This window comes from Chelativorans sp. AA-79, assembly GCF_029457495.1.
Taxonomy (GTDB): Bacteria; Pseudomonadota; Alphaproteobacteria; order Rhizobiales; family Rhizobiaceae; genus Chelativorans.
Genome location: NZ_CP120361.1, coordinates 4,816,879 through 4,837,962, shown reverse-complemented (window position 1 = coordinate 4,837,962; position 21,084 = coordinate 4,816,879). Strand labels below are relative to the sequence as shown.

The following is a 21,084-nucleotide window of genomic DNA, read 5'->3' as shown; positions in this document are numbered from 1 at the left end:
TCAAACCGCCTTGATGCAGAGACTGCCCCAAAGCGTCTCGTCCGCCTCAAGCACCCTGAGGCCGCCCAGGTCTGCCTGATTGTGGCCATCGGCCAAATGGCTCATTGGCTCGAGTGCAAAGAAGTCTCGCTTGTAGCCAGGATCGAAACTCGTGTCGGAGACGAAAAGGAACATTGTCGTAAAGACGGGATCGGCATCTATTTGCAGTAAAAGGTCACGCTCGGGCCAGTTGATGGTGGCTCGACCAGACCACCCCTCGAACGCGTTGTTGACCCAGTGGCGAGGCAGTTCGCGCGGCGCGGAGAAATCCAGATCGGACGGCACCGGGCCAGGACTACCCGGAAGCCAGCCTTCTTCCTCGCTCCACATCGCGCCGGTCTGGGTGTGAAGTGTGGTGCGCGGTGTCAGTGGAAAATGGGGGTGCCACCCGATTCCGAAGGGCATGGGCCGGCCCCGGTTGGTAACCGAAATGCTCATGATCATGCCCTCGGGTGTGACTTCGAACGCCTGCTTCGCATCGTAGCGATAGGGCAGGGCGCTGCCGTCGTGGCCATGGGTCAGCACGATGCGGTGGCTGGCGGTCTCGACCACCGCCCACTCCGAACGCCAGCCTTCGCCATGAAGGTAATGGCTGTCCCAATCCGTATTCGGCGTCAGGGCATGGTCTTCCCCTGCAAAGGAGAACCGGTTGCCCCGGACGCGATTGCCGAACGGGACAAGGGGATAGCACGCGCTATCGATCGGCAGCGCATCGTCGGCGGCGGGCCGCATCAGTGGCACGCCGTTTTTGTCCAGCCTTTGAATGCAACCGCCGTAGGTCGAGATGCGGGCGCTCGTTCCTGCTGAGCTGATCGAAAGAATAGTCAATTTATCCCCTCCCGGCCTGCCCGCGCCGGATCGCGTACATGTTGACGAGCACCGCGCCCACGATGATGACGCCGCGCACGACTTCTTGCACGAAGGGATTGATCCCCAGAAGGATGAGGCCGTTGCCGATGAGCGTGATAGCCAGAACACCCAGCATCGTGCCTAGCATGGACCCGCGCCCCCCCGAAAGCGCCGTGCCGCCGACCACAACAGCTGCAATCACGTCAAATTCCAGACCCGAGGCAGCGGTCGCATTACCCGATCCCAGGCGCGACAGCAGCAGCAGGCCCGAGATTGCGGCCATCAGGCCCCCAAGGACAAAGACCATGACGCGGATGCGGCGCACGTTGATCCCGGAGAGGAACGCAGCCTGCGGGTTGCCTCCGACCGCATAGACAGAGCGGCCGAATGCGGTTTTCTTGCTCACGAACCAGAATACCGCGAACAGAACCAGCATGATGATAGCGGCGGGCGGCAAGCCCAGGATCGGGCGGTCCAGCGCGTCGACGATCGAATTGCGCCCGATCGACACCGGCAGGGCATCGGTGAAAAACAGCGCCGAACCGCGCAGCGCCGACCACAGGCCCAGGGTCGCGACGAAGGACGGAACGTCGAAGAATGCCCGAAGTGCACCGGCGGTCCCGCCCAAAAGCGCGCCCACGAGCAACGCAACGCCGATGGCGGGAATCGTGGGCCAGCCCCATTGCAGCATGAAGGCCAGGATCACGGAGATGAAGGCAACCATCGGCCCTGTCGAAACGTCGATCTCGCCCGATATGATGATAAGGGTCACCGCCCATGCGGCGATGCCGATCGTGGCGGCGTCGCGCAGAATATTGACTTGGTTGTAGACCGTGAGAAAGCCCTGGGCAGTGGATGCGAACACGATATAGAGTACGATGATCGCGGCCAGTAGGCTTAATTCGTTCATGTGCCGGCCAAGGTTGAAGTGGCGTGCCGGACGGGAGTGGATGTCTGTGGCGGTCATCGCCAACTCCTCTTCTTAGAACGCTTGGGGGACGTGTGCGGTCCACACGATGCCTGAGAAAACATGTGCTCGGTTCATGCGGCCGACAGGCTGGCGGCCAGCAGCTTGTCCTGATCGATGCCGGGCGCGGCCATCTCGTCCATCATTTCGCCGTCGCGCAGCACCAGAACGCGGTCGCAGACCAGCGGAAGTTCCTCGATTTCCGACGAGACGAACAGGATGGCGCGTCCCTCCGCGGCCAGTTCACGGATGATCGCGTAGATTTGCGATTTGGCCTTGACGTCGACGCCGCGGGTCGGCTCGTCCAGAAGCAGCACGCGGCTGCCCGCATGGACCCAGCGGCCGATCACGACCTTTTGCTGGTTTCCCCCCGAGAGTGTCGAGATGGGTGTGCCGGTGGACGCCGTCTTGATGTGAAGCCGTTCGATCACGCGCCGGGTCGCCTGGGCGATCCTGCGCGACGAGAGGATACCACCATGGCTGACAGCGGGGAAATCGGTGGCAACGACATTCTCATCGACCCCCAGCATCGGCACGATGCCCGCGTCCTTCCGGCTTTCAGGTGTAAAACCGAAGCCCCGAACTACCATGCCGCGGTAATCGGTCCCGGTCACCTCACCACCCCCGGCGCTGATCGTTCCGCTGTCGGGCTTGCGGATGCCCATGATCGCTTCCAGCAGTTCGGTGCGGCCCGATCCCAGAAGCCCGGCAATGCCCAGAACCTCACCCTCGTGCAACGTCAGTGAAATTTTGCGCAGCTTGGGTGCTAGGGAGACCTCGTGTACCGTAATGGCCGCCTTGCCGGGCTTACCCGGCGTTATGGGCGCGCTCTCGGCCGCCTCGGTGCCGAGCATGACCCTGACGATTTCGCGCGTATCGGCACCCTGGACGGGGACCGTCTCGACGATGCGCCCATCGCGCATGATGGTGACCGCGTCCGCGATCTGCCGGATTTCGCCCATCCGGTGCGAGACGTAGATCACCGAAATGCCTTCCGCCGCGATGCGCTGGACGGCAGCCAGCACCTTTTTGGCCTCGGCGTCGGCCAGCGAGGACGTCGGCTCGTCCAGGATGACGATCTTGGGATCGCCGATCAGCACGCGCGCGATCTCGATCAACTGCCGTTCGGCCGGGCTGAGGCTGGCGACCGTGCGCTCGGGGTCGATCGCAAAGCCGAGACGGCTGAGCGCGGCATGAGCCTGTCTCTTCATCTCCCGATGGTCGATAATGCCATTGCGGCGCGGCCAGCGCCCAAGAAACAGGTTCTCGGCGATCGACATGTCGCTGACGAGGCTCAATTCCTGATAGACCACGCGCACGCCCCGCTCATGGGCTTCCGCCGCGCGGCGGCTCAAGCGTTCCTCCAGCGGCCGCCCGTCGATGACGACCGAACCGGTGTCGGGCAGTTCGGCGCCGGTCAGCAGCCGGATCATGGTGGACTTGCCGGCGCCGTTCTTGCCCAGCAGCGCCCGCACCTCTCCGGCGCGCATTTCGAAATCGGCGTCCTGGAGCGCGACGACGCCCGGATAATGCTTGGAACATCCGGACAGCCGAGCCACCACCGGAGCGTTGGGAACCTGCATTGCAACCTCTGGATCAATCAGGGCGGTGCCGGACGGGCGCCGCCCTTTGCGTTTGGACCGTCGTCAGCCGATCACGGAATGCCGTTGGGATGGGCTTCCTGCCAACCGGCGCCGTCCTCGGAAGACGCATAGAGGTCGATTTCATACGGCACTTTTATGCCCTCGGGCGGGTTGCCCTCGATCACGTTGACCGCCTGCTCGAAGGCCAGCCGACCCATACCCTGACCCGAAATGTCGACCACGGCCTTGATGACGTCGTGCTCTTCTAGCTCCTGGGCAATCTCGGTGGTCATGTCGCCGCCGAAGACGACGACCTCGCCCACGCGCCCCTGCGAACGGATGGCGCGGGCTGCACCCAAGGTTGCGCCACCAGCCTCGCCGAAAATCGCATCAAACTCGGGGTTGGCAGTCAGAATGTTGGAAGCGACCGAGATGGCGTTGTCGAGAATTGCACCTTCCTGGTTGGCGACGATTTCATAATCGATGCCCCGATCGGCCAATGCGGCCTCGAAGCCTTCACGGCGGGTAATGCAGACCTCGACGAACTCACAGTTGAGAACGGCGATCTTGGGAGCGGTGATGCCCTCGGCCTCGAAGTAATCCGCCGCGGCAAGGCCCAGCATGTTGCCGAAATCGAAGGGATCGCCCACCGTATAGGCGGAGACGAACTCCTCCATGTCGGCTTCGCTGAGGCAGGTGTTGTAGCAGATCACCGGTATGCCGGCATCGTGCGCGCGCTGGATGGAGCGGTAGGACCCGTCGGCCGAAACCGGAGAGGTGATGATCGCGTCGACATTGGCCGCGATCAGTGCGTCCATGAACGAGCTTTCCTGGGCAACGTCGCCCTGGGCGTTGGTCTCGATGATTTCGAGATCGCGGCCTGCCTCGGCGGCGGCATCCTGAATGCCCTGGCGGACCCCCGCGTAAAAGCCCTGCGCATCCATGTAGATGGCGCCTATGCGAATATCGTCCTGCGCCTCGGCCGTGCCGACTGCGCAAAGCGCGATGGTAGCCGCCAGCGCGGCCTTGGTCATGTGTTTCATGATTCCTCTCTGGGGTCCTCCCCATGGTCCTGATAACAGCGCGTGGCTATAATAAATACTATCTATCGTCAATACAGAACATACTTATTACGGAAACGCTTGCCTCTTGCCTCTACAAACTGCGATAGCTTGTCGTCCTCGCCAGATGAGATGCCATGCCTCAGAACCACGACCACAAGTTAGCAGCACCAATGAGCACCCGAAGGGCCATGACGTCTGTCGTGCGCGAAATGGTGGATTTGATCGTATCGGGACAATGGAGTGAAGGTGACCTGCTGCCGCCCGAAGATGCCCTGCTGGAGCGCTTTGGAGTCAGCCGCACTACGTTGCGCGAAAGCCTGCAGCACATCGTGGCGGCAGGCCTCATTCGCTCTCGTCCCCGAGCTGGGACGGTGATTCAGCCTCAAGCGCAGTGGAACCTGCTAGAGCCGACGGTTTTGTCGTCAGCTTTACAACACGTCAAAGACCGCTCCTTTTATGAGAATCTTGTAGACGCTCGATCCCTTATCGAGCCCGAGGCCGCAGCACTGGCCGCGCGAAATGGCTCGCCGCGAGCCTTGGCGGCGATCGATGCAGCCTTTGCAGATATGATCGAGTCGGAAGGACGGGACACCGAGAGCTGGAGCGCGGCAGATCTTTCATTCCATAGCGCAATCATTGAAGCTTCGGACAATTGGGTCTACCGGCAGTTCATAGTTGCAATTCGGGCTGCTCTGATGGCCAGCTTCCGCATGACAAATCGAGCGAGTCAGTCGCATGCGGAAGCTATCGAGACCCACAGGAGCGTCTACGAAGCCATCCGTCAGCGTCAGCCGGATAGGGCCAAAACGGAGATGCTGAACCTGATTGCCTTGGCGCGCGAGGACATGAAGCGCGCGCTTCAGGCGGATTAGGAGACCCAAACTCGGCTTCTACTGAAGCAGGCTGAGAATCGAGCCGCCTTTAGGTGGAGGGCCGACCGCCTGATATTATTCATCGACGCTGCAGCCACGGAGGAATACCGTCGCGCGAGCGCAGCCGAGCACTTTGAGATGATCGACTACATAGAACGAAAGAACCTTCCGGGGCTGCTGGATGTGATGAGGCGCCATCTCTACCGTGCGTCGGTCGCCTCCAACATCGCTGCCGCCTCCGATGAAAAAAGCTTTTCAAGATGACAGGTATAATGCGGCTGGATGCCGCTGAAACTACAGCGAGCGTATAGTCGAAAACCTATGCGTTCCGTGGAGAGGGCCGTCTCGACTGTCAGGCCGAGATAGTCACTGGTATCGGTGCGGCAGGTGCGCTGTCTTGCCAAATGCCGCGAAAGCCAGGAAGCCGGCGAGCGGGACCAGCGCTAGGATGAGACCCGTCGCCGTATTGCGAGGCTGGACCACGACGACTTCGCGCCTCAGCGGTAGTAGCGCGCCGGCCTCGCGCGTGATTACCCCACGCGAAATCGACGAATCGGCCGGCACGGTCACGGTGAAAGCATTGAGATCGGGCACTTCTCCCTCCCGTGCCGCGCGCACCCTGTAGCCGAAACTGGTGCCGCGCGTCTGCTCCACCTTGAGCGCCTCGCGGGCCAGTGTCTCGTTGCCGTCGGCCTGCCACTGGATGTCGAGCTGATCGACGGACGCCGGACCGCGCCTGATCCATATCGTGCGGCCGGCCACCGGCTCGGCCTGCGGCCTGACGACCGGCAGGTAGTCGGTCTCCGCATATTGGTTTGCCTCAGCAAGGGTCAGATAGAAAGTCGCGCCCGGCCGGGCGTAAACGCGTGCATCCGAAGTGTTGGCCGCTAGCGGACGCGTCCACCGCTCGGCTGGAACGATGTCCGCGACCAGCACCGAATTCTTCGGCGGGCTCGCCACGCGCAGACGCCGCAGCGTGTCCGGTACAATTTGCCCGTCGCGCTCCAAGGCGATCGTGTAAGTGCCCGCATCCAGCGAGGCGCGGAAGCCTGGCTGCGGCGGCATCACCAGCCGCAGGCTCGGCTCCGGCAATGGCGGCGGTGGGTCGATCACTTCCGCCTCCTCCCCTGGCTGGCGCGCGGCACCCGATTGCAGGAGCCGGCGCTCATAGGCGGTATGCGCCCTGCGTGCGGCAGCAAACTCGCGAGCGAAGGCGCGCTCGGCCTCGCGGTGCTCGGCATAGGCCCGTTCGGCCTCCTCGCCCCAGAGCAGCTCGGCTTCCCCGACCGCCGCGCCCTCGGGATAGAGGATCGAGAAGGGCCGGAGGCTCTCGCGCGCGATCTCCTCGCCGTCCTGCCGGATCACCAACTCGCCCTCGAGGAGGTCGCGCTGGCGCTGGAAATCCACATAGATCCGGCGCGACAGCGGCCAGTAGTATTCGAGCGTGCGCACATATGCGATCGCGCTGTCCCGGCCGGCGATCAGGCTCATCTCATCGCTGGTAGAGGGGATGAAGACCTCACGATATTCGTGGCCTTCCCAGACCCTTACGCTGATGATGGTCGCCTCGCGCTGCTCCGGCTCCAACGCGGCGGCCGGCATGGCCGGCGCAAGAGCTGAAAGCACGAGCGCCACGCATAGGGAAAACGACCGGAGCGGTGCCATCAGACCGCCCCCCGCAGTCGCGACGCGAGCACCGCCAGCGCCAGCGTGACGAGCGTGAGGGCGACCGCCATCAAGGTCCGCGCCAGGGCAAACGGTGTCTGCACGGTCAGCCCTTGCGCTAGATCGGAGAGCCGCGCGACCGCCGACACTGGATCGACAACGACGGCGACGACATTCAGGGCGCTGTGCAGATAGGCGGTCGTGAGGCTTAGTTCATGCGGCGGCCGTGATCCTAACAGGCCGAGCAGCACTTCGAACATGGCGAGCACGAGAAAGGCGACGACCGCTCCGCGCACGGTGTACGCCCAGGCCGATGCCAGAAGGCCGAGCGCCAGGAGCGGTAGGGCATGGACCGGCATGCGACCGAGCGCGAAGGCATCGGTCAACCCGATGACGCCGGCGCCGAGCGGCTGGGCCACCAGCAGATAGGCGACGTAGGCGGCGATCAGCGCCGCAAAGAGCAGCAGCTCGACGCAAAACTTCGCCAGCACGACCGCCTCGTGAGAAACGGGGCCGACCAGCAGCACCTCAAGCGTGCGATGCTCCCGCTCCCAGGCCAGGCTGGCGGCAAGCCGCAATCCCAGCACGACACCGAGCACGATGACGACGATGACGTTCAGCGCCGCCAGAGGATCGGTGGTGACGAGCACCGACTCCGTCTCGAAGCTGCGCAGGAAGCCGGCGCCATAGAACCAGGCGATCGCGCAGATCAGGCTTGCCGCGGCATAGGGCCAGGGCGACAGCAGGCGGGCGACAAGCTCCCTGTGGGCGAGAAGCAGGACCGTGCCGAAAGGGCCGGGCGGGCGCAGGTCTCGCATGGTTGCTACATGACGGTACGAATGAGGCCGCCGTCGATCCGCAGCGCCGCGCCATTGACGATGCCTGTGCGCGCGCTGCCCAGAAAGGTCACGAAATCGGCCACCTCCTCGGGGCGCGATAGACGCTGGATAAGCGACGTCGGCCGGTTCTCCGCGATGAAGCGCCGTTCTGCCTCTTCAGTCGGCACGCCGGGATAGAGACCGGCGATCAGCTTCGCCACACCCTCGGTCCGGCTGGGGCCCGGCAGCACCGAATTGACGGTCACGCTGGTCGACTTGGTGGTCTCGGCCAGATTGCGAGCGAGCGAAAGCTGCATGGTCTTTGTGGCGCTGTAGGCTGGCAGTTCGGGAGCCGGGTTGATCGCCGACTCGCTTGCCATGAAGATGACCCTGCCGCTGTCGCGCTCGAGCATCTTCGGCAGATAATAACGGGCGAGCCGCACCCCGCTCATCACATTGATCTCGATCAGTTCGTACCAGCGGTCGTCGCCGGCCTCATATATGTCCACTGCCTCGTAGATGCCGAGATTGATAACCAGCACGTCCACGTCCGGGCAGGCCTCGATGATGGCGGCGCATCCCTGCGCCGTGCCGCTGTTGCCGACGACCGTCTCCACGTCGGCGCCGGCGACCTCCGACGCGATTTGAGCAGCCGCGTTTCCGGCCTTCTCCGCGGTTCTGCCATTGACGACCACCGTGGCGCCCTCGTGTGCCATGCTGCGGGCGATGGCAAAGCCAAGACCTCCGGTCGAGGCAGTGACGAGGCAGCGTTTTCCCTTATAGCCCAAATCCATTGTATTGCTCCCTAATGCGTCGTCGTTCCGGGTCCAGCCAGGGCGAGAAAGACATCCTCCAGGCTGCGACTGGTAGCGCTGACCGAAAGCACGGTCAGGCCGAGACCTGTGAGAGATCGCGAAAGCGCGGCGCGGGCCTCTCTCGGATCCTGAACTCCGTCCGTTTCGAGCAGGATTTCCGCCGTATGATTTCCCGTTTCTTTGGCTTCCCTGATACCGGCAAGTTCGCGCATAGCGGAAAGCGCGGGGGGGACGCGCTCGGCGACCTCCACGCGCAGAACATCCGTGCCCCCTGATGGAAGGAGCTCGGCCGGACTGCCGACCGCGATCACTCTCCCATCCTTCATGAATGCGACGCGATCGCAGATCCTCTCCATCTCGGCCAGTTGGTGCGAGGAAAAGAAAAGGGTCGTTCCGGAGGCCCGCACCTCGCGCAGGATGTCCCGCATCTCGGCAACCCCCGTCGGGTCGAGGCCGAGCGTCGGCTCGTCAAGCAGCAGGAATTCAGGGTTGTGCAGCATCACGCGAGCAAGGCAGGCGCGCTGCTGCATGCCGCGCGAATAGGTGCCGAGCGGCCGGTCGTCCGCTTCCGCGAGTCCGACGCGCGACAAAACCTCGGCGACGCGGGAGCGAGTGGCGGGTACGCCGTAGAGACGGCCGAAAAGTTCCAGATAGGCCCGGGCCGGCATTTCGGGATAGACGCGTGGCTTCTCCTGCAGGAAGCCGACGCGCAGCCGCACCTCCCGGTTGCGCGCGCCGCCTTTCATCCCAAGCAGCTCGATCTCGCCGCCATCGGGTGCGATCAGCCCCATCACCAGGTTCATCAGCGTGGTCTTTCCGGCACCATTGGGGCCAAGGAAGCCGAGTATCTCCCCGCGCTCGACGGAAAGGTCGACCCCGTCGACCGCCCGCTTTCGCCCGAAGGAGCGCGTCAGTCCCGAAATGCGTAGGGCGTGCTCCGTTGCCATGGATCAGAAGACGGGTTCGATCGTGTAGAGGCGTGCGAGATTGATCACGATCATGGTGACAGCCGACGCCAGCAGGAACTCCATCGGCCAGCGCAGGATTTTCACGCGGTCGTTGACGATCTTCATCAGCACGATGACGGCGGCCGCGGCCGCTGTGGCCGGCCAGTGGGACAGGTTGCCCGTCATCACGGTGCAGGAGCCGAGCAGCAGTGCAAGGATGACAAGCAGTCCGATCGTGTTCTTCATGCCGCAACCTCGACGTCGATGCTGCTCGCGGCCGCGTGGGCTATTGTGCGGCCATCCCCCGGGTCGAACAGATAGATCCAGTTCGGATCGAAACGCAGGGCGAGGCGAGCGCCCTCCTGCTTGGCGAGGTTTCGCGTTTCCGTGGTCGAGCTGCGCGTCGTGATCTCAATGCCGCCGGCACGCAGGACATAGAGGTTTTCCGCTCCGGTCGGCTCGAAAGAATAGAGTTCGGCCGCGATCTTGTGTTCCTCGCTGATGGCGGCGGCGACGCCGATATGCTCGGGCCGGATTCCGATCCGGACCCTGTCTCCTTCGTACTTGCCGAGACCGTTCGCCTGCGCCCACTTCCCATCGAGCGGCACGGCGAAAGGCCCGACATCGGCAACGGGCCGGCCGTCCGAGCGCCGCAGAGTGGCATTCATGACATTCATCTGCGGCTCGCCTACGAAGGTTGCGACGAACTCGTCGGCGGGCCGTTCGAATATCTCAAGCGGCGTCGCCACCTGCAGCATCCTGCCGTTGTTCATCACGATGATGCGGTCCGCCATCGTCATCGCTTCCAGTTGGTCATGCGTGACGAAGATCGTCGTGACGCCGACCTCCTTCTGGATGTGGCGCAGCTCGGCTCGCATCTGCCCGCGCAGCTGGGCATCCAGATGCGACATCGGCTCGTCCATGAGGAAAATGTCGGCATCCCTCACGAGCATGCGCGCGATGGCGACGCGTTGCAGCTGGCCGGCGGCAAGCTGATCAGGCATCCGGTCGAGAACGTCGGCAATCTGCATGGTCTCTGCCACTGCCCGCACCTTCTCCGCGATGACAGTTCTCGGCATGCGCCTGACTTTCAGCGGGTAGGCGATGTTTCCGAACACGGTCATGTGACGATAGAGTCCGTAATCCTGGAACACCATGCCGACATTGCGGTAGCGCGGCCGCAAATAGGTGACGTTGCGCCCTGCGATGTCGATGCGCCCTTCGCTGGGCATCTCTAGACCGGCAACCATGCGCAGGGTGGTCGTCTTTCCACAGCCGGACGGGCCCAGGAGGAAGACGAACTCTCCATCGCCGATCCTCATATCGACCCCGTCTACTGCCGTGAGCGAGCCGAAGCGCTTCACCAGCTTCTCCACCTGCAGCTCAGCCATCGATGAAGTTCGCCCGTTTGGTTCGATGAAACGACATGGTCATTTGCGCAAGGTTCCCTGTGAAAGGCCGCTGATCAGCTGGCGCTGCACGAGCAGCACGAAGAGGATCAACGGGGCGGTGATCATGACAACGGCGGCGCCCAGCACGTTCCAGGAGATGTTGGCGCCGATTGAATAGGCGACGATGGCGGGCGGCATGGTCTTGGCCTGGGTCGAGGTCAGGAAAATGGCGAAGGCATACTCGTTCCAGGACAGGATCATCACGAAGATCGCCGTCGCCGTGATGGAGGGCATCATGAGAGGCAGGGTCACTTTCCGAAACGCCTGGAACCAGGTGTCTCCGTCGACCATCGCCGATTCCTCGTAGCGCCGCGGGATGTCGCGGAAATAGCCCGTCAGCATCCACACCACGAACGGAAGCTGCATCGCGGTGTAGAGGATGATCAGGCCGGTCAGCGTGTCGAGCAGCCGCAGCGTCTGGAAGGTCACGAACATCGGGATGAGCACTGCCACCGGCGGCATCATCCTGTTGGTGAGCACCCAGAACGAGACGTCGTCACGTCCGGCAAAATCATAGCGGGCGATGGCGTAGGCGCAGAACATACCGAGCGTGACCGAAAAGAACGTGGCCGACAGCGACACGATCACGCTGTTCCTGAAATTGTGCATCAGGTTCTTCTCGAAGATCAGGAAGCGGAAGGCTTCCAGCGTCGGCTTGAATATCCACTGCGGGTTCGGCTGGTTGGACGTCGCTGCATCCATGAAGCCCGTCATCACCACATAGAGGTAGGGCACAAAATTGATGACGCACACCAGCAGGATGACAAGGTAGACCCACCAGTTCCGCTGCACGTGCGGGGCGTCGGGAGAGACGATCGAGGTGTTGAAATGAGCCATCACGCTTCCTCGCTCCTCATGCCGCGCTGTCGGAGCGCATCCGCATGGCGCGAATGAAAATGAGACTCATGACGATGATGATCATCATCATGATCAGGGAAATGGCGGCCGCCTTGGAGGCATCGAAGAATTCCAGACCCGTCTTGGTGAGGTAGACGTTGAGGGTCGTCGTGGCATTGCCCGGACCGCCCCGCGTCATCACGACGATCAGCTCATAGGTGCGAAAAGCGTCCATGATCCGGATGACGACGGCGATCAGGATCGCCGGCTTGAGGAGCGGCATGGTGATGGTCCAGAAAACGCGCCAGCCGGACGCACCGTCGATCTCCGCCGCTTCGTAGGGCTGACGGGGAATGGAGGCGAGCCCGGCCGTCATCATGAGGAACATGAAGGGCGTCCATTCCCAGACATCCACGAAGACCAGCGTATGAAAGGCGATGGTGGGATCGGACAGGAAGGGTATCGCGCCCATGCCAAGGGCCCGCGTTACCCCGCCGGCATAGTAGGTCACCAGGCCCGAGCCAGGATAGAACATGTATCGCCAGATGAGCGCCGCGACCAAGGGCGGCAGGATCATCGGAATGAGGATGAAGATGCGCAGGATGCTCGCGCCGCGTATGGCGCGTTGGAAGAGCAGCGCCAGCCCGAGCCCGAGCCAGAACTGGATGAAAACCGCCTGAACCGTGAACCAGACCGTTGTCCTTAGCGCGTGCCAGAATTCGGGATCCTGGATCACGGCTTGATACTGATAGAGCCCGACGAAGAAGCGCGGGGAGTGGGGTCGCGACAGGATGACGTTCTGACTCGCGAGGTAGAGCGCGTTGAGGAACGGGTAAATGCCGAACGCGAACAGCACGATCAGCGTCGGCGCCATCAGGATCCAGGGGAACGCCGCAGGGTTGGAAGGTCCCAGGCGGGCCCATATCCCCTTGCGTCCCGTGGTCCCGACCGGCTCGGCCGAAGCGAGCTTTCCGTCCGCGAAGAGCTTTGTATCCGTCATCCGCTCGTTCTCATCGCTGGTCGCAGCGCGCTCCTGGTTTGTCTGGTCCGGGCGTCGACACGCCCGGACCGCGAGACTTCAGATCATTTCCACTCGGACGGCAGGCGATCATAGTAGCTCAGATCGCGCCAATGCTGGGGTGGCAGATCGGTGCGGCCGGGGATGTAGTAGCCACCGCGACGCATCACCTCGGTCATGCGCCGCTCCATATTGGCGGCCGCGGTCGCAGCATCGATCTCGCCGATCCAGACCCGGTTGCCTTCCTCACCCATGATGTCCGAGATCTCTGCCCATTCCGGTACACGGATGCGCTCGTCCGGATTAGTATCGTTGAGCATGAAGTCGTAGACGTCCACCCACCAGGGCTGGTGACGGGCAAGAGTCTCCGACTTGTAGGTCGAGTGGCGCGAGGGTCCGGCACCGAACTCAGTCGCCCGTTCCTGGATCTCCTTGGAAGTCATCCATTGGATGAAGACCCAGGCCGCGTCCTTCTGCCGGGAATCGCGGGAGAGACCGAACGACCACGCGCCGAACCACGGATCGATGACCCCATGCGGTCCGGCAGGCGTGTGCAGGTGCACGTTCTTGCCGGCGATGTCCGGATGGGTCTCCTCGTCCTCGAAAAAGCCTTTGATAAAGTCTTGGTAGTTCCACAGGCCGAAGGCCCGTCCGGACTGGTACATCGATGTCGCCTCGTCGATGCCCCAATTGGCGCTGTCGGCCGGCATGAAATCCCTGAAGCTCACGAAATAGTCGATCGACTCGATCGTGCGCTCGTTGTTGATGGTGATCTTCCAGTCCTTGTCGACATATTCGTTGCCTACCGTCTCGGGTGTCTGGAACGCGTATAGATACGGCAGGTAGGTGATGCCCCAGAACCAGCGGCCCGGCATCTGAGCAAAGCCCATCATGCCCGATTCCGGATTGTGGACCTTGGCTGCGGCCTCGTACATGAAGTCGGTGGTGAACTCTGGCGAGAAGCGCTCCGGCATAGTAATGCCGGCTTCCTCGGCCACATCGCGCCGGAAGGTAGTGCCGACAGGACCGGCCCCGAGCGGAATGGTGTAGAGGACATCGTCCCAGACACCCGTGCCGCTGATCACGCGCGGCAGGAAGTCGTTGATGTCGTAATCTGCATCGGTCAGATCGGTGTTCTTCACGTAGGGCATGAGCGGCTCGAGGAAGTTCGCCGTCGCGTATTCGGCGAGCCACATCACATCCACGGCGTAGATGTCGTAGGCGCCCGTGCCTTGCTGCATCTCGACCAGCGAGCGCTGGCGGTATTGGTCGAACGGGATCTCGTCCACCGTGACCTTGATCCCGAACTTCTCCTCGAATTCGGGGATGAACCTCCCCAGGGCCGCGAATTGCGGCATGGCCGGCTGAAGGAACCGGATCTCCGCTCCGGCGAGCGCCCGCTGTGCCTCGGTTTGCGCCAAGGCGATGGTCGTTCCGGCCACGGAAAACGTCAGGGCCGTGGCTAGGGCCGTTTGGATGCGCCGTCTCATCGTTTTCTCCTCCTGGTTAACCTGTTCAGGTCTCACTGCCTCCTTGCGCCCGGCGCAGCTGAATTCGTCGGCTTGGCCTCCCGTCCGGCGAACTGCGCATGGCGCACGGTATGTCCGGTCCGCGCGTCGAAGAGGTAGAGAAACTCGGGCGCGATCCTGAAGGCGATCGGCTTGCCGCTCTGACGCGGAAACCGCCGGCCGATGTCGACTGTGGTCAGGATGCGAACGACGGTCCCCTCCGCCTCGATGTCAAAGACGATGCGCGAGCCGAGAGTCTCGACCGCGAACACGCGGCCTCGCACCAGGTTCTCCCCCGCCTCGTCTGCGCCAGCCAGCGTGATATGCTGCGGGCGGATGCCGGCCACGTAGTCCGCTTCGGGAGAGATCGCCGTGCCCGACGTCAGCCAATCGTGATCGAGCTCGATACGGGAGCTGCCGACGCGAAGCCCGAACCCGCCGTTCTCCTCCGTCAGCACGGCGGCGAAGGTGTTCATTGCCGGCTCGCCTACGAAAGTCGCCGCAAACAGGGTTTCGGGGCAGTCAAACAGCTGCTGGGGGGCAGCGATCTGTTCGATGCGGCCTCGATTGATCAGCACGATCCGGTCGGCCATGGTCATTGCTTCGAGTTGGTCGTGCGAGACGTAGAGCATCGTCGCCTGGAAATCGCGCTGCAGGCGCTTGAACTCGACGCGCATCCTGGCGCGCAGCTTGGCGTCGAGATGCGATATAGGCTCGTCGAAAAGATAGACGTCGGCATCCCGAACCAGCGCCCGGCCGATGGCCACGCGCTGCATCTGGCCGCCGGAAAGCTGTGAGGGATAACGGCCGAGCAGTTCGCCGACCTGCAGCATCTCGGCCACCGTGTCTACACGCGACCTGATCTCCGCATTCGGCAGCTTCCGGTTGCGCAGGGGATAGGCGAGGTTGTCGAACACCGTCAAATGGGGAAAGAGCGAATGTTTGTCATAGACCATGGCCAGGTTGCGCTGGCGGGGCTGCCAGTGAGTGACATCCCGACCACCGATCCGGATGCTTCCTTCAGTTGGGACTTCCAGCCCCGCGACCAGGCGCAGCGTCGTCGTCTTGCCGGCACCGGACGGACCGAGGAGGAACACCGCCTCCCGATCGGCCACCTCGAACGAGACTCCGCTCAGGGCTTCAATCCCTCCCTTGAAACGCCTGGACAGCTTCTCGAGGCGAAGTTCGGCCATGAGGTTTCCTCAAGCTAGACGCTACGCCGGGTGGCCGCGAGCGGGCGGCGGGAGGTCCCGCCGGGCCGGAGATTCGGCCACGGATTCTTTGGATAAACACAGAACATCCTTGAACCTCCTCCCGTGGCGCCTTGCCGGCTCTGCTGCGAGCTCGGTTCACGCCAGTTACAGGCAAAACGATAGCAATCATGAAATTCTCTGTCGAGTATAAAAAAATCCTTGAAAGGAAATTTCATGTCGGGCTATGTTGAGCCTGCCAGCGCCGGGACCGCTCCAACGCGCTGCGTTCAAGCGAGAGGCCAACGACAGAATGAATGGTGAGATCGGGCTCCTTGAACACATTCAGAGTATCCGCGGTCGATTGAAACCCACATTGCAGGCGGTCGCCGACACGGTGCTGGCGCGCCCCTCTAAGGTGAGCGGCATGAACATCAAGGAACTCGCCGCAGCTTGCGACGTGTCCGAGGCTTCGATCAGCCGCTTCGTGCGAGAGGTCGGCCTTTCGAGTTTCAGGGCCTTTCAAATCAGAATGGCCGAGGAAAGGGTGTCGGCAGAGGACGATGGGCCGAGCGGACAAAGCTCGATCTACGAGACCATCGGGCGTGGCGATACAGCCTCCACGATCCTGACGAAGGTCGCTCACCGCAATGCCGATGTGGCGCGCGCCTGTCTCTCGACGCTCAACCCCTCGGCTCTCGAAAGCGCTGCACAAATGATCCGTCAGGCGCCGGCGGTGTATTTCTTCGCCGCGGGGCTCTCGACACTGGCCGCAGAGAATGCCCTCATGCGATTTTCACGCATCGGCAAGCCGGCGACATTCCACCGGGACCGCAACAGCCAGCTCCTGGCGGCCACGGCTGTCCGGCCGGACGCGGTGGCGATCGCGATCAGCGATTCGGGACGAACGCATCAGACCGTCCTTGCGCTGACGGCGGCACGGGAAGCCGGCGCCGGAACCATCGCCATCACTTCCTTCGCTGAATCGACGCTCGCCCGCATCGCCGACACGGTTCTGGTGACGCCGACCGGCTACGCCGCGGCCGGCGACGAACCCCTCTACGAGAGCATGGTCAGCAAGTTCGGTCAGCTGCTGACGATCGATGTCCTCTACTCGCTCGTCGCGGTGCAGGACTATGACAGCTCGCTCGCCTCGGTGCGGCGGGGAGATGCCTTCATCCAGCAGAGTCGTCGCGTGAGACAATATGATGGCAGTGAGTGAAACGGACGAGGAGGCTGGGATCAACCTGCGTTGGATACATCGGGGGGAGCCGCTCGACACGTTGCTTCGGTCTCGGCCCGAGACGGCTCCGCTTTCTCCGCCTGCGCCCGATGAGGTGATCGCGCGCGTTGAGGCGGTCTGCATCTGCTCGTCGGATATCAAGGCTGTGCGTATGGGCGTCGACCACCCTCTCCTGGCCGAGTCGGATGGCAACGAAGATACGGTTCTCGGACATGAGGTGAGCCTTCGCGTGGAACAGGTGGGTGAGGCTCAGCGCGAAAGGTTTCGCCCCGGCCAGCGCCTTGGGCTGCAGCCGGCGATGCGGATCAATGGTAGGCGCCGGACCATCGGCTTCGACGTGCCGGGCGGCTTCGCGCAATATTTGCGGCTCGGGCCGGACGCTCTCTCCGGCCACGTCTTCGACGTACCGGAACGGTTGTCCGCGGCCGAGATCGCCCTCTTGGAGCCCTATGGCTGTGTCGAGCGCGCCTATCGCCCCAATGTGAGGCGGACGCTTGCTGGCAATGGTTCAGCTCTCGTCTATCTCGGCCCGGGGGCGGAGCGGTACGACGCCTCGCGTCCCGTACGGTGGCAAAGAACAATTGTGGTGGGGCAAGACAAATGCATCCTGCCCTCGAGCCTCGGTATAGAGGACGAGCGCAGGGCAAGTCTGAGCGAGATTGCCGACCAGCGCTTCGACGACATCATTGCGCTAGGAGAGCTTGACGAAGGTGCGCTTGCCCGCCTTCCTGTCCTTCTGCGTGAAGGAGGCCTGCTCCTGCAGGCGCGTCAGACGCCGGCTCGCGCCGTTCGGGTCGACCCCGCGCGGATACATTATGACGGGCTCGCCTTCGTCGGAACCACGGACGCAGATATCCTTCAGGCACTTGCGCCGGAGCGTCAGCGCTTCGACGTCCGGCCAGGAGGCGTGGCACTGGTGCATGGCGCTGGAGGCGCGATGGGCCGCATCCACGTCCATCGCCTCCTGCAACTGGAGAACGGACCCTCGACCCTCATCGCCACATCGCGCAACGCCAAGCGGCTGGCCGATCTGGAAGCCGACTTCAGGCCAATGGCGGCCGCCAAGGGCAAGAGGCTTGTGATCGCGGAGACTGCCGACGCCGAAAAAGCGGTGACGGCTGCGGCACCTTCAGGGCTCGACGACGCAGTGGTCGTGGTGCCTGATCCTCAAGCCGTCGCCGGCGCCGCCCGATGGCTCGCGCCGGGGGGAATGCTCGCCGTCTTTTCCGGCTTCGCCTATGGAAACCCGATCCTCCTGGACCTGGCGGGCGTGGCAGTTTCCGGCAAACGATTCACCGGCTCTACCGGATGTTCGGTCCAGGATATGAAGGACGTGCTCAGCCGGGTCGAGAGGGGGGAACTCGACCTTCTGGCGAACCTGAAGGCCATCAGCGGCCTGAAGGACTTGCCGAAGGCCCTGGAGGCGGTCGACCGCGGCGCGGTCTCGGGCAAGATCGTCATCTATCCGCATTCGCCCGACCTGCCTTTCCGGTTGCTCGCCGACCCTTGGGATGGCGGACAGGAGCAACGATTGATCGGGGAGACGGAACGGGAGCAGGGGAGATAAGGAGGATCCCATGCGAGACCATGCGATCGGGATAGACATCGGCACGACCGGAACCAAGACCGGCATTTACGACCGCAACGGGCGCCTGGTGGGCGACGCATTCGAGGAATCGATCCTGCGCTATCCCGGCCCCGGCCAGGTGGAACAGGATCCCGAGGAGATTTTCGGTTCCGCGATCCGTACGATCCGCGCAGCGCTGAAGGCGTCCGGCCTCGATGCGTCGCGGATCGCCGCCATGGCGCTGGACGGGCAGATGGCCGGCATCATGGCCGTCGATGGCGACTGGAATCCCGTCACCCACTACGACAGCTGGCTCGACACGCGCTGCGCCCCCTGGCTGGAGGAACTGCGCACGCACGAGAGCGAGATCATCCGCACCTGCGGCATGGCGCTCGCCTTCAATCATGCCCCTCGCTTTCTCTACTGGCGCGACAAGCCCGACGTCTGGAACCGCATCGCGAGCTTCATCCAGCCGGCGGGCTATGTGGCCGGCCGGCTCGCTGGGCTATCCGGGGCCGATGCCTTCATGGACCGCACCTATCTCGTCTTCTCCGGCTTTGGCTCCGGCGAAACCGCCGAGTGGAACGAAACGCTCCTGGCCCGCTACCGCCTCGACCGCTCAAAATTCCCGAGGATCGTGGAGCCTTGGGAGATCATCGGGCAACTGACTTCCGACTGGGCCCGCAAAACCGGATTGCCGGAAGGGCTGCCGATCGCCGCGGGCTGCGGAGATCAGAGCGCGAATGTGCTTGGAGGTGGCCTGGTGGATCCCGGCGTGGTGTTCGACACTTCGGGTACGGCCTCGGTCTTCGCCACCATCATCGACCATTTCGGCACGGACACGAAATACAAGTGCCTGATGACATGCCCGCATGTGATCCGCGGGCTCTATTTCCCGATGGCCTATGTGGCGGGCGGCGGGCTGAATCTGCGCTGGTTTCGCGACAGTGTCTCGCCGCTCGAAAAGGCCGAATGCGAAAGCAAGGGCATCAATCCCTACGACGCGCTTGCCAAGGAGGCGGCTGCGATCCCGCCGGGATCGGAGAAGCTGCTGTTCCTGCCGCATCTTTCGGGCCGCAACACGCCTATTGACCCCGATATGCGCGGTGCGTTCCTGGGGCTGACCTGGCGGCACGGCAAGCCGCACATGGTGCGCGCCATCATGGAGAGCATCGCTTACGAATACGCGTTCTATCTCCGCGCCGTGCGCGAGATCGCGCCTGATTACGATCCGCATCACGCCATCAACATCGGTGGCGGTGCCCGCAGCCCGCTGCTGCGGCAGATCAAGGCGGACGTGCTGGGGATCGACTACCGCTCCCTCGAACGCGAGGAATTCGGTACATTGGGCTCCGCCATAATCGCCGGCCATGCGGTCGGACTGTTCCCTGACATGGCGGATACGGCGCGTCGGTTCGCCGGCAAGCCTGTCGCGGAGACAAAGGCGCGTCTGGAGATGACGGCCGCCTACACCCCCTGTGTCGACGCCTATATCGACGCGCTGGCGACGCTGTCGCCGTATTTCGCGCGGATGAACCGAACGCTTTCGGCTCAAGGCTGACGGCGGTGGCTCGCGCCGCGCTGGCGACAGATGGAAGAACGACGACCAACCACAGGAATAATGCCATGCGTGCAATCGTGCTTCATTCGCCCGGCGACATCCGGCTTGAGGAACGTCCACGGCCGGAAGCAGGTCCAGGCCATGTCCTCGTGCGCGTGGCCTCGGTCGGGGTGTGCGGCTCCGACCTGCCGCGCATGCTGGTTAAGGGCGCCTGGAAAATGCCCCTGATCACGGGGCACGAGTTCGCCGGCCGCATCAGCGAGCTTGGCGAGGGTGCCGAGGGGTGGAGTGTCGGCGAACTGGTGGCGATCGCGCCGCTGCTGCCGTGCCGCCAATGCAGCCAGTGCCTCACCGGCAATTTCTCGCGCTGTACCGACTACGACTATTTCGGCAGCCGTCGCGATGGCGCCTATGCGGAATATGTCGCCGTCCCGGTCGGCAACCTGATCAAGGCGCCGCAACATCTGGACCCCCGTGCCATCGCCATGACAGACCCGGCCTCCATTGCGCTTCACGCGATCTGGAAGGCGGGAGGCATCTCCGTCGGCAAGACCGGCGCCGTGGTCGGCTGCGGCCCCATCGGCCTGTTCGCCATCCAGTGGCTGCGGCTCATGGGCGCGAGCGAGGTGGTCGCTATCGACGTTTCGGAGGAAAAGCTGGAGCTTGCCCGCGAGGCGGGAGCGTCGCACTGCATTCTCTCCCAGGACCTGCCCTCCAGCGACGTGCGCGCGGACCTCGTGATCGAGGCGGTTGGCATCGACGCGACGATCAACAGCGCGGTCACGCTGGCCGGTCCCGGCGGGCATGTCACCTTCATCGGGATTCCCGTACCCGACGTGAAACTTGACAACAAGACCTTTCAGCATTTCCTGCGCCAGGAGGTTTCCCTGCACGGCTCGTGGAACAGCTTCGGGCCGCCCTTCCCGGGTCCGCAGTGGACGACGACGCTGGAAAAGTTCGGCACCGGGGAACTCCGCTGGGAATTCCTGATCTCGCACGATCTGGATTTGGCCGAATTGCCGGGCATCTTTCAGCGCTTTGCGGCGAAGGATATTCATTTCTCCAAAGTTCTGTTCAAGCCATGAGCGTG

The 21,084-nt window shown here is 63.2% G+C and carries 20 protein-coding genes; 6 read left to right on the top strand and 14 right to left on the bottom strand.

Translation table 11 applies throughout. The features are described 5' to 3' along the window. From PVE73_RS23565 to PVE73_RS23550, 4 genes are all read right to left on the bottom strand, one after another. The gene (locus PVE73_RS23565; RefSeq protein WP_277364577.1) at positions 1-867 is read right to left on the bottom strand and encodes an aldose 1-epimerase; all 867 of its coding nucleotides are present in this window, start codon (positions 865-867) and stop codon (positions 1-3) included. Position 868: 1 nt separating this feature from the next. Next, positions 869-1,855: an ABC transporter permease gene (locus tag PVE73_RS23560; RefSeq protein ID WP_277364576.1), complete on the bottom strand. Its 987-nt coding sequence runs from the start codon at positions 1,853-1,855 to the stop codon at positions 869-871. A gap of 74 nt (positions 1,856-1,929) precedes the next feature. Next, positions 1,930-3,438 carry a sugar ABC transporter ATP-binding protein gene (locus tag PVE73_RS23555; protein WP_277364575.1) on the bottom strand — a complete coding sequence of 503 codons (1,509 nt, stop codon included), beginning with the start codon at positions 3,436-3,438 and terminating at the stop codon, positions 1,930-1,932. 71 nt (positions 3,439-3,509) lie between these two features. Further along, positions 3,510-4,481, bottom strand: coding sequence for a substrate-binding domain-containing protein (locus tag PVE73_RS23550; RefSeq protein ID WP_277364574.1), 972 nt, complete (start codon positions 4,479-4,481; stop codon positions 3,510-3,512). Between the two features lie 209 nt (positions 4,482-4,690). On the opposite strand from PVE73_RS23550, the gene PVE73_RS23545 reads away from it, so the two are divergent. Both PVE73_RS23545 and PVE73_RS23540 read left to right on the top strand, forming a co-directional pair. After that, positions 4,691-5,374: a FadR/GntR family transcriptional regulator gene (locus PVE73_RS23545; protein ID WP_277364573.1), complete on the top strand. Its 684-nt coding sequence runs from the start codon at positions 4,691-4,693 to the stop codon at positions 5,372-5,374. Positions 5,375-5,512: 138 nt separating this feature from the next. Next, positions 5,513-5,638 carry a hypothetical protein gene (locus PVE73_RS23540; RefSeq protein ID WP_277364572.1) on the top strand — a complete coding sequence of 42 codons (126 nt, stop codon included), beginning with the start codon at positions 5,513-5,515 and terminating at the stop codon, positions 5,636-5,638. A gap of 102 nt (positions 5,639-5,740) precedes the next feature. Here the strand turns inward: PVE73_RS23540 and PVE73_RS23535 are convergent, their stop codons facing one another. From PVE73_RS23535 to PVE73_RS23490, 10 genes are all read right to left on the bottom strand, one after another. Beyond that, positions 5,741-7,039 carry a hypothetical protein gene (locus tag PVE73_RS23535; protein ID WP_277364571.1) on the bottom strand — a complete coding sequence of 433 codons (1,299 nt, stop codon included), beginning with the start codon at positions 7,037-7,039 and terminating at the stop codon, positions 5,741-5,743. Next, positions 7,039-7,857: a hypothetical protein gene (locus tag PVE73_RS23530; protein WP_277364570.1), complete on the bottom strand. Its 819-nt coding sequence runs from the start codon at positions 7,855-7,857 to the stop codon at positions 7,039-7,041. Before PVE73_RS23530 ends, PVE73_RS23535 begins: the two co-directional genes overlap by 1 nt. A 5-nt stretch (positions 7,858-7,862) precedes the next feature. Then, the gene (locus tag PVE73_RS23525; protein ID WP_277364569.1) at positions 7,863-8,651 is read right to left on the bottom strand and encodes an SDR family oxidoreductase; all 789 of its coding nucleotides are present in this window, start codon (positions 8,649-8,651) and stop codon (positions 7,863-7,865) included. An 11-nt stretch (positions 8,652-8,662) separates the two neighbouring features. Beyond that, a complete protein-coding gene (locus tag PVE73_RS23520; RefSeq protein WP_277364568.1) occupies positions 8,663-9,619 on the bottom strand; it encodes an ABC transporter ATP-binding protein in 957 nt (318 codons plus the stop codon). 3 nt (positions 9,620-9,622) lie between these two features. Then, positions 9,623-9,865: a hypothetical protein gene (locus tag PVE73_RS23515; RefSeq protein ID WP_277364567.1), complete on the bottom strand. Its 243-nt coding sequence runs from the start codon at positions 9,863-9,865 to the stop codon at positions 9,623-9,625. Next, on the bottom strand, positions 9,862-11,010 hold the full coding sequence (locus tag PVE73_RS23510) for an ABC transporter ATP-binding protein (RefSeq protein WP_277364566.1): 1,149 nt from the start codon (positions 11,008-11,010) through the stop codon (positions 9,862-9,864). The genes PVE73_RS23515 and PVE73_RS23510 overlap by 4 nt, the downstream gene beginning before the upstream one ends. Before the next feature lie 39 nt (positions 11,011-11,049). Further along, entirely contained in the window at positions 11,050-11,907 is an 858-nt protein-coding gene (locus PVE73_RS23505) for a carbohydrate ABC transporter permease (protein ID WP_277364565.1), read from the bottom strand. Between the two features lie 16 nt (positions 11,908-11,923). After that, positions 11,924-12,907 carry a sugar ABC transporter permease gene (locus tag PVE73_RS23500; RefSeq protein ID WP_277364564.1) on the bottom strand — a complete coding sequence of 328 codons (984 nt, stop codon included), beginning with the start codon at positions 12,905-12,907 and terminating at the stop codon, positions 11,924-11,926. A gap of 83 nt (positions 12,908-12,990) precedes the next feature. Further along, complete coding sequence (locus PVE73_RS23495) at positions 12,991-14,415, bottom strand: extracellular solute-binding protein (protein WP_277364563.1); 1,425 nt, start codon at positions 14,413-14,415, stop codon at positions 12,991-12,993. 32 nt (positions 14,416-14,447) lie between these two features. Continuing rightward, positions 14,448-15,626 carry an ABC transporter ATP-binding protein gene (locus tag PVE73_RS23490; protein ID WP_277364562.1) on the bottom strand — a complete coding sequence of 393 codons (1,179 nt, stop codon included), beginning with the start codon at positions 15,624-15,626 and terminating at the stop codon, positions 14,448-14,450. Between the two features lie 361 nt (positions 15,627-15,987). Between PVE73_RS23490 and PVE73_RS23485 the strand changes: the two genes are divergently transcribed. The 4 genes from PVE73_RS23485 to PVE73_RS23470 all read left to right on the top strand — a co-directional run bounded on the left by PVE73_RS23485 (position 15,988) and on the right by PVE73_RS23470 (position 21,079). Beyond that, positions 15,988-16,845: a MurR/RpiR family transcriptional regulator gene (locus tag PVE73_RS23485; RefSeq protein ID WP_277364561.1), complete on the top strand. Its 858-nt coding sequence runs from the start codon at positions 15,988-15,990 to the stop codon at positions 16,843-16,845. Further along, positions 16,832-18,433 carry an alcohol dehydrogenase catalytic domain-containing protein gene (locus PVE73_RS23480; RefSeq protein ID WP_277364560.1) on the top strand — a complete coding sequence of 534 codons (1,602 nt, stop codon included), beginning with the start codon at positions 16,832-16,834 and terminating at the stop codon, positions 18,431-18,433. The genes PVE73_RS23485 and PVE73_RS23480 overlap by 14 nt, the downstream gene beginning before the upstream one ends. Before the next feature lie 10 nt (positions 18,434-18,443). Continuing rightward, the gene (locus tag PVE73_RS23475) at positions 18,444-19,994 is read left to right on the top strand and encodes an FGGY family carbohydrate kinase (RefSeq protein ID WP_277364559.1); all 1,551 of its coding nucleotides are present in this window, start codon (positions 18,444-18,446) and stop codon (positions 19,992-19,994) included. Between the two features lie 65 nt (positions 19,995-20,059). Beyond that, positions 20,060-21,079 carry a galactitol-1-phosphate 5-dehydrogenase gene (locus tag PVE73_RS23470; RefSeq protein ID WP_277364558.1) on the top strand — a complete coding sequence of 340 codons (1,020 nt, stop codon included), beginning with the start codon at positions 20,060-20,062 and terminating at the stop codon, positions 21,077-21,079. The last annotated feature ends 5 nt before the right edge of the window (positions 21,080-21,084 follow it).

Coding starts and splice junctions, on each gene's coding strand:
- PVE73_RS23510 (WP_277364566.1), bottom strand. CDS start 11,010: ATGGCTGAGCTGCAGGTGGAGAAGCTGGTGAAGCGCTTCGGCTCGCTC.
- PVE73_RS23530 (WP_277364570.1), bottom strand. CDS start 7,857: ATGCGAGACCTGCGCCCGCCCGGCCCTTTCGGCACGGTCCTGCTTCTC.
- PVE73_RS23495 (WP_277364563.1), bottom strand. CDS start 14,415: ATGAGACGGCGCATCCAAACGGCCCTAGCCACGGCCCTGACGTTTTCC.
- PVE73_RS23540 (WP_277364572.1), top strand. CDS start 5,513: ATGATCGACTACATAGAACGAAAGAACCTTCCGGGGCTGCTGGATGTG.
- PVE73_RS23505 (WP_277364565.1), bottom strand. CDS start 11,907: ATGGCTCATTTCAACACCTCGATCGTCTCTCCCGACGCCCCGCACGTG.
- PVE73_RS23525 (WP_277364569.1), bottom strand. CDS start 8,651: ATGGATTTGGGCTATAAGGGAAAACGCTGCCTCGTCACTGCCTCGACC.
- PVE73_RS23535 (WP_277364571.1), bottom strand. CDS start 7,039: ATGGCACCGCTCCGGTCGTTTTCCCTATGCGTGGCGCTCGTGCTTTCA.
- PVE73_RS23500 (WP_277364564.1), bottom strand. CDS start 12,907: ATGACGGATACAAAGCTCTTCGCGGACGGAAAGCTCGCTTCGGCCGAG.
- PVE73_RS23545 (WP_277364573.1), top strand. CDS start 4,691: ATGACGTCTGTCGTGCGCGAAATGGTGGATTTGATCGTATCGGGACAA.
- PVE73_RS23560 (WP_277364576.1), bottom strand. CDS start 1,855: ATGACCGCCACAGACATCCACTCCCGTCCGGCACGCCACTTCAACCTT.
- PVE73_RS23550 (WP_277364574.1), bottom strand. CDS start 4,481: ATGAAACACATGACCAAGGCCGCGCTGGCGGCTACCATCGCGCTTTGC.
- PVE73_RS23520 (WP_277364568.1), bottom strand. CDS start 9,619: ATGGCAACGGAGCACGCCCTACGCATTTCGGGACTGACGCGCTCCTTC.
- PVE73_RS23555 (WP_277364575.1), bottom strand. CDS start 3,438: ATGCAGGTTCCCAACGCTCCGGTGGTGGCTCGGCTGTCCGGATGTTCC.
- PVE73_RS23475 (WP_277364559.1), top strand. CDS start 18,444: ATGCGAGACCATGCGATCGGGATAGACATCGGCACGACCGGAACCAAG.
- PVE73_RS23470 (WP_277364558.1), top strand. CDS start 20,060: ATGCGTGCAATCGTGCTTCATTCGCCCGGCGACATCCGGCTTGAGGAA.
- PVE73_RS23480 (WP_277364560.1), top strand. CDS start 16,832: ATGGCAGTGAGTGAAACGGACGAGGAGGCTGGGATCAACCTGCGTTGG.
- PVE73_RS23490 (WP_277364562.1), bottom strand. CDS start 15,626: ATGGCCGAACTTCGCCTCGAGAAGCTGTCCAGGCGTTTCAAGGGAGGG.
- PVE73_RS23515 (WP_277364567.1), bottom strand. CDS start 9,865: ATGAAGAACACGATCGGACTGCTTGTCATCCTTGCACTGCTGCTCGGC.